The sequence below is a fragment of the Amycolatopsis kentuckyensis genome (assembly GCF_002155975.1).
Taxonomy (GTDB): domain Bacteria; phylum Actinomycetota; class Actinomycetes; order Mycobacteriales; family Pseudonocardiaceae; genus Amycolatopsis; species Amycolatopsis kentuckyensis.
Map to the genome: position 1 here is coordinate 1 of NZ_MUMI01000213.1, position 10,754 is coordinate 10,754.

10 protein-coding genes and 1 pseudogene are annotated in these 10,754 nt (G+C 71.2%); 9 read left to right on the forward strand and 2 right to left on the reverse strand.

Features of this window, described 5'->3' with window-relative positions:
- The 8 genes from CCN39_RS21170 to CCN39_RS21205 form a co-directional block, all read left to right on the forward strand.
- Window positions 1–523 (forward strand): NAD(P)/FAD-dependent oxidoreductase (locus CCN39_RS21170; protein ID WP_143264100.1); only part of this gene is annotated, 523 nt, incomplete at its 5' end.
- Window positions 520–1,998, forward strand: coding sequence for an aldehyde dehydrogenase family protein (locus tag CCN39_RS21175; RefSeq protein WP_086844556.1), 1,479 nt, complete (start codon window positions 520–522; stop codon window positions 1,996–1,998). The genes CCN39_RS21170 and CCN39_RS21175, both read left to right, overlap by 4 nt.
- An 80-nt stretch (window positions 1,999–2,078) precedes the next feature.
- The gene (locus CCN39_RS21180) at window positions 2,079–2,993 is read left to right on the forward strand and encodes an ABC transporter substrate-binding protein (protein WP_086844557.1); all 915 of its coding nucleotides are present in this window, start codon (window positions 2,079–2,081) and stop codon (window positions 2,991–2,993) included.
- 8 nt (window positions 2,994–3,001) lie between these two features.
- Window positions 3,002–3,853, forward strand: a complete 852-nt coding sequence (locus CCN39_RS21185) for an amino acid ABC transporter permease (RefSeq protein WP_086844559.1) — start codon at window positions 3,002–3,004, stop codon at window positions 3,851–3,853.
- Window positions 3,850–4,617 (forward strand): amino acid ABC transporter ATP-binding protein, encoded by a 768-nt coding sequence (locus CCN39_RS21190; protein ID WP_086844561.1) that lies wholly within the window; start codon window positions 3,850–3,852, stop codon window positions 4,615–4,617. Before CCN39_RS21185 ends, CCN39_RS21190 begins: the two co-directional genes overlap by 4 nt.
- Window positions 4,617–5,759 carry an FAD-dependent oxidoreductase gene (locus tag CCN39_RS21195; RefSeq protein ID WP_086844563.1) on the forward strand — a complete coding sequence of 381 codons (1,143 nt, stop codon included), beginning with the start codon at window positions 4,617–4,619 and terminating at the stop codon, window positions 5,757–5,759. The genes CCN39_RS21190 and CCN39_RS21195 overlap by 1 nt, the downstream gene beginning before the upstream one ends.
- Window positions 5,760–5,944: 185 nt before the next feature.
- A complete protein-coding gene (locus CCN39_RS21200; protein ID WP_143264101.1) occupies window positions 5,945–6,298 on the forward strand; it encodes a hypothetical protein in 354 nt (117 codons plus the stop codon).
- A 185-nt stretch (window positions 6,299–6,483) separates the two neighbouring features.
- Window positions 6,484–7,446, forward strand: a complete 963-nt coding sequence (locus CCN39_RS21205) for an arabinan endo-1,5-alpha-L-arabinosidase (protein ID WP_086844567.1) — start codon at window positions 6,484–6,486, stop codon at window positions 7,444–7,446.
- Window positions 7,447–7,593: 147 nt separating this feature from the next.
- Here the strand turns inward: CCN39_RS21205 and CCN39_RS21210 are convergent, their stop codons facing one another.
- Both CCN39_RS21210 and CCN39_RS21215 read right to left on the reverse strand, forming a co-directional pair.
- Window positions 7,594–9,285: a hydrogenase maturation protein gene (locus CCN39_RS21210; protein ID WP_244210912.1), complete on the reverse strand. Its 1,692-nt coding sequence runs from the start codon at window positions 9,283–9,285 to the stop codon at window positions 7,594–7,596.
- A gap of 580 nt (window positions 9,286–9,865) precedes the next feature.
- Window positions 9,866–10,147, reverse strand: a complete 282-nt coding sequence (locus tag CCN39_RS21215) for a hypothetical protein (RefSeq protein ID WP_086844569.1) — start codon at window positions 10,145–10,147, stop codon at window positions 9,866–9,868.
- 108 nt (window positions 10,148–10,255) lie between these two features.
- Between CCN39_RS21215 and CCN39_RS21220 the strand changes: the two are divergent.
- Window positions 10,256–10,754 (forward strand): annotated as a pseudogene (locus CCN39_RS21220) (hypothetical protein); the annotation flags it as partial.

A 10,754-nucleotide genomic window follows, 5' to 3' on the forward strand; every position in this document is an offset into this window, starting at 1 on the left:
CGTCGGCAGCTTCATCATCGTCACCGAGCCACTCGCCCAGGACGTCGTGGACCGGATCCTGCCCCACCGGCGGCAGGCCTCGGACAGCAAGAACCTCATCTACTACTTCCGGATCACCCCCGACAACCGGCTGCTCTTCGGCGGCCGCGCGCGGTTCGCGATGTCCAGCCCCGACTCCGACGTCCGGAGCGGGCAGATCCTCGTCAAGGCGATGACCGAGGTGTTCCCGTACCTCGCGGGCACCCGCGTCGACTACACGTGGGGCGGGCTGGTCGACCTGTCGATGGACCAGCTCGTGCACGCGGGCGAACGCGACGGGGTGCACTATTCCGTCGGCTACAGCGGGCACGGCGTGCAGATGGCCACCTACATGGGCCAGAAGATGGCCCGGTTCATCTCCGGCGACGCGGCGGCCAACATCTGGGGTGACGTGAAGTTCGCCCCGGTACCGGGGCACTTCGGGCGCCCGTGGTTCCTGCCCCTGATCGGCGGCGGGGCGCGCGTGCTGGACGCGATCTCATGACCGCCACGGCTCCGGTGACCACGTCGTTCGGCCTGCCCGGCGGGGCGCTGATCGCCGGGGAGTGGCAGACCGGGCGGCTCACCTTCGGGGTGTCCGACCCGCACGACGGCGCGCCCGTCGGGTGGGTCGCCCGCAACGACGCCGCCGACGTCGACGCGGCCGTCGGCGCGGTGGCCCGCGCGGCCGCCGAGCCGTGGCCGCTGTGGCAGCGGCGGGAGGCACTGGACGAGGCCGCCCGGCTGGTCCGGGACGAGCTGCCGTGGCTGTCCGGGATCATCAGCGCCGAGGGCAGCAAGACGATCGCCGAGGCCGAGCAGGAGGTGCGCCGCTGCGCCGAGACCCTGCGCCTGTCCGCGGCGGCGAGCACGGTGCTGCGCGGCGAAGTCCTGGAGTTCGACGACAGCGACCGGGGTGCGGGCAAGCGTGGCTGGTTCGTCCGCGCGCCGCTCGGCGTCGTCGCGGCGATCACGCCGTTCAACGACCCGCTCAACCTGGTCGCCCACAAGGTCGGCCCGGCGCTGGTCGCGGGCAACGGCGTCGTGGTGAAGCCCGCCGACGCCACGCCGCATTCGGCGCTGGCCTTGGCGGAGCTCCTCCTGCGGGCCGGGGTGCCGTCCGCCAGGATCGCGGTCGTGTGCGGGGACGCGGAAACCGGGAACGCCCTCGTCACCCATCCGGGGGTCGACGCGGTTTCGTTCACCGGCGGGCCGGTCACGGCCGCCCGGATCGCCGCCGCGGCCGGGCCCCGGAAACTCCTGATGGAGCTCGGCGGCAACAACCCGGTGATCGTGACCGGTACCGCGGACCTCGACGCCGCGGCCGGCGCGATCGTGGCGGGCGCGTTCGGGTGCGCGGGGCAGAACTGCCTGTCCGTGCAGCGCGTCTACGCCGACGCATCGATCCACGACGGCCTGCTGACCCGGATCGTCGCGGGCACCCGGGCGCTGAAGGTCGGCCCCAAGACCGACCGGGCCACCGACGTCGGGCCGATGATCGGCGAGGCGGCGGCCGCCCGGGTCGAAGCGCTGGTCGACGCGGCACTCGCGGGAGGTGCCCGCGCGCACACCGGCGCCCGGCGCGACGGAGCGTACTACCACCCGACCGTGCTCACCGAGGTGCCGCCGGACGCCGCCGTGCTGGTGCGCGAGGTGTTCGGTCCGGTGGTGACCGTCGTGCCGGTCGAGTCCGCCGAGCACGCGATCGCGGCGGCGAACAGCGCCCAGGCGCTGCAGGCGGGGATCTTCACCGGAGTGCTCGACGAGGCACTGTCCACGGCGGACCGGCTGCACGCCGGTGCGGTGGTCGTCAACGGCACGAGCGACGTACGGATCGACTCGATGCCGTTCGGGGGGTTCAAGAGTTCGGGGATCGGGCGCGAAGGCGTCCGGTTCGCGGTGGAAGCGATGAGCGAGCCGAGGTGCACGATCATCGCCGGGGGCACGCCGCTTCAGGCCACAGTGAATCGCACCCAGTAGACAACACGAACCGGGCATGTTCTGCTCGTCAGCGCGGGCAGCCCCCGTCGAAGGAGAATCCCATGCGGGTCAAGGCGGCTATGAGCGCGGTGGTCCTCACCGCGGCAGTAGGCCTCACAGCGTGCACCACCGAGAGCCCGGCCCCGGCGGCCGGTGGCGGCGGGGGCGCCACCGCCGAGCACACCGACGACATTTCGGCCGGCGTCCAGCCGGACCCGGCGGCGGTCGCCCTGCTGCCCGCGGACGTGAAGGCCAGGGGCACCCTGGTGACGGCCGAGGACCTGACCAGCCCGCCGACCACGTTCATGGCTTCGGACAACAAGACCCCGATCGGGTTCAACCCGGACATCGCCCGGCTGATCGCGGCCAAGCTCGGCCTGAAGCTGGAGATCAAGAACGTCAAGTTCGACGTCATCATCCCCGGCCTGCAGGGCAACCGCTACGACCTCACCGTGTCGACGATGGGGACCTCGGCCGAGCGGCTGAAGGTGCTCGACATGATCGACTACTTCACGAACGGCTCGACGGTCGCCACGGCACACGGGAACCCGAAGCACCTGGCCATGGATTCGCTGTGCGGCGCCAGCCTCGGCGTGCAGTCCGGCAGCACCCAGGAACTCAAGTGGCTGCCGAAGCTGAACCAGGAAAACTGCGTGAGCAAGGGCAAGGAGCCGATCAAGGCGGTCGCGCTGCCGAGCGTGAGCGACGCGCTGACCCAGGTCGCCTCGCGGCGCATCGACGGCGTCTTCTACGACGCGACCTCGCTCAACTGGGCCAAGGCCAAGCAGCCGAACGCCTTCGACGTCCTGCAGCCGGTGCTCAACCCGCTGCCGGTCGCCGTCGCGCTCGACCTGAACTCGCCGCTGACCCCGGCCGTGCAGGCCGCGCTGCAGTCGGTCATCGACAGCCCGAAGTACTCCGAAGCGTTGTCCCGCTGGGGTTTCCAGGGGCTCGGCGTCACCAAGGCCGCTCGCTCCAAGCCGCAACCGAAGTGAGGGAACCGGTGACCGCACTGCAACCGGAGGAAAAGAAACGGATCAGTCCGCAGCGCACGCGGGACTACGCCGCTTGGGTGGTGGCGGTGGTGATCGTCGCCGGCCTGCTCTACGCACTGGCCGGCAACGAGAACTTCCAGTGGGGCGTGGTGCTCCGGTACTTCACCGCCGCCTCCATCCTCGACGGCGTCGGCATCACCCTCATGCTGACCGCGGTGAGCATGGTCCTCGGAACCCTGCTCGGCCTCGTCCTCGCCGTCATGCGGATGTCCACGCAGGCCCCGATTTCGGGGCTGGCGCGGCTGTACATCACGTTCTTCCGGGGCACCCCGGTCCTGGTCCAGCTGGTGTTCTGGTTCAACGTGGCCGCGCTGTACCCGAACCTGGCCATCGGCGGCCACGCCGTGGACATGAACGCGCTGATCACCCCGCTCACCGCGGCGATCATCGGGCTGACGCTGAACGAGGCCGCCTACATGGCCGAGATCATCCGCGGCGGCTTCGCGGCGGTGCCCCGCGGCCAGTTCGAGGCGGCCGAATCGCTGGGCATGAGCGAGTTCACCAAGCTGCGGCGGGTGATCATCCCGCAGACCATGCCCGCGATCATCCCGGCGACCGGGAACCAGGTGATCGGGATGCTCAAGGAGACGTCGCTGGTGAGCGTGCTCGGCGTCGCCGACCTGCTGCAGAGCGCGCAGGCGATCTACGCGCGGACCTACGAGACGATCCCGCTGCTCATCGTGGCGAGCCTGTGGTACCTGATCATGACCCTCACCCTCAGCGTGCCGCAGTCGATGATCGAACGCCGGTTCTCGCGCTCGTCGCGTCCGGTGATCAAGGTGAAGGAGTCGCTGTTGTGAGCGCCGACGGCACGATCGTGGCACGCAAGCTCTGCAAGAGCTTCGGGCAGCACCGGGTGCTGAACGAGATCGACCTGACCGTCGCGGCGGGGGAGATCTCCTGCATCATCGGCCCCAGCGGCTCGGGCAAGTCGACACTGCTGCGCTGCATCAACGGCCTGGAGAAGATCGACCGCGGCGTGCTGCGTGTCAACGGCGAGGACTTCGGCTACGTCGAGCACGAGACCGCCTACCACGCGGTGACCCCGCAGCGGCTGGCGCAGCAGCGGACCCGGATCGGCATGGTGTTCCAGCAGTTCAACCTGTTCCCGAACATGACGGCCGAAGCCAACGTGATGTCCGGGCCGGTGCTGGTGAAGAAGGTCGCCAAGAAGGCGGCCCGTGACCGGGCCGCCGAGCTGCTGGCGCGCGTCGGGCTCGCCGGCTGCGGGCACAAGTTCCCGGCCCAGCTCTCCGGCGGCCAGCAACAGCGGGTCGCCATCGCCCGCGCGCTGGCGATGGATCCGAGCATCATGCTGTTCGACGAGCCGACGAGCGCGCTCGACCCAGAACGCGTCGGCGAAGTGCTCGCCGTCATGCGCGACCTCGCCGAGCTCGGGATGACGATGCTCGTGGTCACCCACGAAATGGGGTTCGCGCGCGAAGTCGCCAAGGACATCCTGTTCATGGACGAAGGCATCGCGGTCGAGCGCGGCGACGCCCGGGAAGTGCTCGCCAACCCGGCCGAGCGGCGCACGCAGGAATTCCTCGAAAGGGTGTTGTGATGGACGGCGAGCTGGCGGTCGTCGGTCTCGGCAGCGTGGGCAGCATGGCCCTGTGGCGGGCCGCGCGCCGGGCCGGCAACCGGGCCGGCGACGTCGTCGGGTTCGAGGCGCGGACCCCGGGTCACCCCCGCAGCGCGGTGGGCGGTGACACGAGGCTGTTCCGGATGACCTACCGCCGCGGGCCCCGGTTCGCCCCGCTGCTGGAGCGGGCGAACGTGCTGTGGCCCGAACTCGAAGCCGAGACCGGGCAGCGGATCCTGACCCGGTGCGGCGGGGTGTACATCGGTGAGCGCGACGGCGGCTACCTCCCGGAGCTGGTGGCGACGTCGCGGGAGAACGGCACCCCGATCGAGCTCCTTGAGCACGACGAGCTCGCCGCCCGCTACCCGCAGCACGGGCTGCGGCCGGACGACTGCGCGGTGTTCGACCCGCGGGCCGGGTTCCTGCGCACCGACTGCGCGGTGCTCGCCGCGACCCAGGCCGCCCGCGAGGCCGGCGCGGAAGTGCTGGAGGACACGCCCATCGACGACGTCCACGAGGAACCCGGCGGTGTCGTGCTCCGGTCCGGGGCGCGGAGCTGGCGGTTCGAGCGGGTGATCGTCGCCGCCGGTGGCTGGTCGAAGCACCTGCTCCCGCCGCCGCTCGCGGCCGCGGTCCACCCGCGCCGCAACTACCTCACCTGGTTCGTGGCCCGGCGGCCGGAGGAGTTCGCGCCGGAGCGGTTCCCGGTGTTCGGCCGCATCGAACGCGACCGGTCCCTCTACGGCGCGCCGAGCACCGACGGGGTGACGGTGAAGGCCACTTTGGACGGCCGGTCCCAGCCCGCCGAGCACGCCGACCGGGTCCGGCGTGAGCTCACCGACGAGGAGATCGCCGAGGCGCAGGAAACGGTGGCCGAGTTCCTGCCCGGCCTGATTCCGAGGATCGTCCGGTCCGACGCGTACCCGGACCTGTTCACCGAGGACCACGCGCCCCTGATCGGCTGCCTGCCGGGCCGGCCGCGCACGGTCTTCGCGACCGGTTTTTCCGGTGCGGGCTTCAAGATGGCCCCCGCGTCCGCCGAGGCCGCGGTCGCGCTGGCGTTCGGCGAGCCCGCGCCGCAGGTGGCCGACTTCCACCCGGCCCGGTTCGCGACCGGTTGACGGGTCGGCCGCCCCGGTGTGCTGGGCCGAGCGGGCCGACGTTGCCCTGGTGAATGGACCGCTCCGAAGTTTTCGCACGCCGTTTCCTGAATCGGCGCAGGTGGGATCCTCACTTCGGGGGATGTGCGTGCGGTGGGCTCCGGCTAATCTTTGCTTCGCCGAAGAGCGGCTTCACCCGGCCGCACGTGGTGACTTTCTTCGGCAAAAACAGCGACAAGGCGAAAGGTGTGACGATGAATCCTATTCTGGTTGCCGCGGAAAAGTCGGTCCCGGCCGACGGGGGAATGCTGACTCCATTGGAGGTGACCACCGCGCAGACTCCGACGAGCTGCGAGGAGGCGGCGGCGCTGGCCCTGCTCACGGCCGCCCAGCGGGCGACCGACGCCAAGACGGCGTGGCACTGGTTCCACGTGTACAAAGCACTGGTGACGAGCGCTGCCCACGGTGGGTTCGTCGACGACGCCGACGGCACTTATCTGCTCGAAGCGGGGAGCGACCTGTCGATCACCGATCTGACGCGGATCAGGTCCCGTTTCTGAGCCGACACGGCCGGCCAGATCTGGGACGCAGCGGCAGTAAGCGCTTTCAGGCGTGCGGCGCTGCTGTCGGCGGAACCCACCGTGGCGGGTCTTGCCGATATCGACGGGAGGCGGCTACCCTCGGCTGGGAGCGCTTCCCGTCGTGAGTTCCGGCGTCACACCATCGGATCGCCCACGGAGGCACCATGTCGGTCGCTCGATCACGATTCGCCGCAGTCGTCTTGGTCGCCACAGCGCTCCTAGCCACGCCGGCCGCCGCCGCGGCCGCGTACCCCGATCCCGGCCGCGTCACCGGTGACGTCGGCGTGCACGACCCGAGCGTGGTCAAGCGCCCGGACGGCAGTTACCTGGTGGCGCACACCGGGGACGGCATCGCGCTGAAGACCTCCACCGACCGCGTCGCGTTCTCGGGCGCCGGTTCGGCATTCCCGGGCGGGGCGCCGTGGACGACGCCCTACACCGGCGGAGGACGCAGCCTGTGGGCACCGGACATCTCCTACCACAACGGCCGGTACTACCTGTACTACTCGGCCTCGACGTTCGGCTCCAACCACTCGGCGATCTTCCTCGCCACCAGCCCCTCCGGGAACTCCGGCACCTGGACCGACCGGGGCCTGGTCGTCGAATCCCGTGGCAGTGACACCTTCAACGCCATCGACCCCAACCTGGTCGTGGACGACGCGGGCCGGTGGTGGCTGGACTTCGGCTCGTTCTGGTCGGGCATCAAGCTGATCCAGCTGAATCCGGCGACGGGGCTGCGGCAGGGCAGCGCGATGACCGCCGTCGCCGGGCGGGGCGGCGGCGCGATCGAGGTGCCCTACATCGTCCAGCGCGGCCGGTACTACTACCAGTACGTGTCGTTCGACTTCTGCTGCCGCGGCGCGGCGAGCACCTACCGGGTGCTGGTCGGGCGGTCGACCAGCGTCACCGGGCCCTACGCCGACCGCAACGGCGTGGCGATGACCTCCGGCGGTGGCACGGAGATCCTCGCGGGCCACGGCAGCGTGCACGGGCCCGGCCACGAGGCCGTGCTCGCGGACAACGACGGCGATCTGCTCGTCTACCACTACTACACCGACAACGGCGCGGCACGCCTGGGCATCAACCGCTTGACCTATGACGCGGCCGGCTGGCCGCAGGTCGCCTGAGCCGCACCGACCTCGCGCACGTCGCCACCGAAGGCCGGACCGGCCACCCCGAGCAGGCCGGCATCGGTGGTCGCGGCGGCCGGGCGGCTCAGCGGCGTTCGGCGCCGGTCCGCTCCCTGAGCCATGGCCTGCTGCTCGCGGTCATGGTCAGCTGACGGGTGCCGTCCGGGGGAGCCGGGGGACCGGCAAGCGGGGCGATTCCGCCGCCGGGCCGGTGAGCCGGCCGGTGAGGAACGCCCGGCGGGTGCCGGCGAAGCTGTGCCGGTCGTCGAAGATGTCGTGGCTCATCTCGGCGAGTTCCCGCACCCGGTAGGTCTCCAGCGGCCGATGTCGCTCGTCGGTTTCCCGGTCCGCCCGCTTGTGGCGGACCAGGGCATCCGCGTGGCCACCGGCGGCCAGTTCGGTGGCGTAGTCCAGCACGGTCGCGGTGAACGCCGCGCGGTCGCCGGCGGCGAGGTGGTCGACGATCCCGATCCCGGCCGCCTCGGCGGTGGTGATCGGTTCGCAGCCGGTGGTCAGCCGGGCGGCCTGTCCTTCGCCGACCCGCCGCGGCAGCACGTAGGTCCAGTATTCCGAGCCGTACAGGCCCATCTTCCGGTAGTGCGGGTTGAGCAGCACGCCGTCCCGCGCGATCACCTTGTCGGCGCCGAGCGCCAGCATGACTCCGCCCGCGCCCGCGTCGCCGGCGAGCGCGCAGACCACGAGCTGATCGGTGCAGTCGATGATCTCCCGGCACAGGTCGTCGATCGCGGTGATGTTCCGCCAGGCCTCCGCCGCGGGATCGGGGTGGGCGTCGATGACCCCCAGGTGTATCCCGTTCGAGAACACCTCGCCGCCGGCCAGGACCACGACCGAGGTGTCCTGCGCGGTGGCGTAGCGCAGGGCCGCGGTGAGGCGGCGGCACTGGGCGGTGGACATCGCGCCGTTGTAGAACGCGAAGTGCAGCAAGCCCACCTTGCCCACCCGCCGGTAGCCGATTTCCCGGAGGCTCGCCGGGACCGCGGCCGGCGGCACCTCGGGAACGTCCGCCCCGAGAGCGAGAACGGCGGGCAGCTTGACCGTCGTGCCCGGGGCTTCGGGCGCCAGCCGTCGCGCGTGCCCGATCCACAGCGCGCCGTCGCCGGTGCGGACCAGCACGGCACCCTGCCGGCGCGCCACGATGGTGCCGGGCTCGCCGGGTTCGGCGTCCGCGGGATGGGCGTCGAACACCGCGACCGGCACCCCGCCCAGCTCGGTGTGCACGCCGGGACGGCCATCCGCGGCGCGGATGCGGCGCAGGATGTGCTCGGTCGGGTCGCCCCAGGAGAAGGACCGGTCGGCCTGCCGGGCCAACGGCCGGACGGTGCCCGCGACCCGGCACCGGCGCGGCGTGAACCCGGGATCTTCGGCCTTGGTCACGACCTCGCCGATCAGGCTGATCGCGGCATCGGACACCTCGGTGTTGTAGAGGGTGCTCTTGCGTGGCGGATCGGCCGGCATCCGGAACACCCGCGTGCCCCAGATCGGGCCGCCGTCGAGGTCCCCGGTCGCCTGCAGGGCCGTCACGCCCCAGGTGGGTTCGGCGTCCATGATCGCCCAGTCGAGCGCGGAGGGGCCGCGATCCCCTTCCGGGCCGGGGTGGATGATGATCGTCCGGTGCCGGCGCCAGACCTCCTCGGGAACCCGCTGGCGCAGGAACGGGCAGATGATCAATTCGGGATCGACGGCGCCCGCGGCGATCGCGATGTCGTGCGGATCGCGCGCGATCTGGACGGTGACGCGGTGGCCGCGGGCACGCAGGAGCAGCCATGCGCGCTGACTGAGCCCGTTGAACGACGAGCAGAGCAGCAGGATTTTCAACGGGCCTCCGCTCGTTGACGGTATTGATCTCAGGCGACGAGACGACCGTTCGACGTTACCCGAGACAGCAACGAAGTCGACGCGCCCAACGGGGGTAAGCAGGTTCGGCCAACCGGGGCGTCCGGTTCCATGATTGATGTCTGTCGGTGAATTTGAAGAGGTGTGCCGAGATTTTCTGTTCGGAAAAAACGGTTAATCCGTCGCTTTGGAGATATTTCGCCGATGATCGCGGGCGGCCAGACGGCTTCGAGAGCGACGATCGACGCGGGTGGCTCGCCGCCGGCACGTTCGCCTCGGCGAGCAGCATGGCGTCCCCCCCGGTTGCCAGGAAGGGGTTTCCCGCAGCCGTCGCAGGGGGCCGCAATCCCGTCGCCCGCGCGACTCGATGAGGAACAGGGCCGCGTCGATCCGGAAGCCCGCGACGCCGGGCCGCAGCCAGAAGGCGACGATCTTGGCCAGCTGGGCCCGCACCGAGCCAGATCGTGTCCACTCCGAGCCGGGCGAGTCGAGGGAGTAGATCACTCCGTTGCGGTACCACCGATCCACGGTGCGGTGGCTACCCGTGGGCCCCGGGACGAACTCAGTCGTGAGCCCGCGCGAGGTGCTGGCCGCGAAGGATGGCGTAGAGGTGGTCCGGGTCGTGGGGGAAGGGGAATCCCATGGCGCAGGCCCGTTCGGCGTCCTGCCGGATGCCGCGCAGCGCGCCGGGGGACAGCTCCGGGACGCCCGGGCCTTCGGTGCGCAGCCAGTCGAGCAGGTCGTCCCACCCGGCCCAGTCGCCGGCCTCGAGCACCGTCCTCACCGCGGCGCGGTCGAACTCTTCGGCTCGCAGATCTTCGGTCGTCTCGTCCTTTTCGGTCATGGGAAGGCCGTACCCGGTGCTCCGGAGGGCAAACACCCGGCCGTTTGGCGGCGGTCGGGCCGGGAACCCGGAGCGTTCACTTCGAAGACCCGAGGGAAGGGCTCGAGTATGACCGCCCAGCGTGCGCCGGAGGCCCTGGTGGTGGGCCTGCTGACCGATGACGGGTTGCCCGGGCAGCTCGCCGGGAGGATCGCGGACGGCCTGCCCGCCCGGCTGGCGCGGGACCTCGGCGAGGAGACGACCTGGCGCGTCGAGCACGAGACGCAGTCCCTGCCGCTGACCGAGGAGGGTGACATTCCCATGCTGGCCCTGGCGGAGGAGCGCCGGGCCGAACACGGCTGGGACCTGCTGGTGCTGATCACGGACCTCCCGCGGCGGGCCGGCACGGTCCCGATCGCGTCGGACTACAACGCCGACCACGGCGTGGCGATGGTGTCCCTGCCCGCGCTCGGGGCCCTGCGGCTGCGCGGCCGGGTGTCCCGGCTGGTCATCCACCTGGTCCGGCACCTGGTGGCGCGCCGCTCGGCGAAGGAGGCCGATCCGCCGCGGGGGATCCTCGACCGGCTGCGGGACCTGGTGGCGCCGACGCGGCACATCCGCGGCCGCG

Bases quoted from the DNA above. Each gene is read 5' to 3' on its own strand.
- CCN39_RS21180 (WP_086844557.1), top strand. From the start codon at position 2,079: ATGAGCGCGGTGGTCCTCACCGCGGCAGTAGGCCTCACAGCGTGCACC.
- CCN39_RS21195 (WP_086844563.1), top strand. From the start codon at position 4,617: ATGGACGGCGAGCTGGCGGTCGTCGGTCTCGGCAGCGTGGGCAGCATG.
- CCN39_RS21205 (WP_086844567.1), top strand. From the start codon at position 6,484: ATGTCGGTCGCTCGATCACGATTCGCCGCAGTCGTCTTGGTCGCCACA.
- CCN39_RS21175 (WP_086844556.1), top strand. From the start codon at position 520: ATGACCGCCACGGCTCCGGTGACCACGTCGTTCGGCCTGCCCGGCGGG.
- CCN39_RS21215 (WP_086844569.1), bottom strand. From the start codon at position 10,147: ATGACCGAAAAGGACGAGACGACCGAAGATCTGCGAGCCGAAGAGTTC.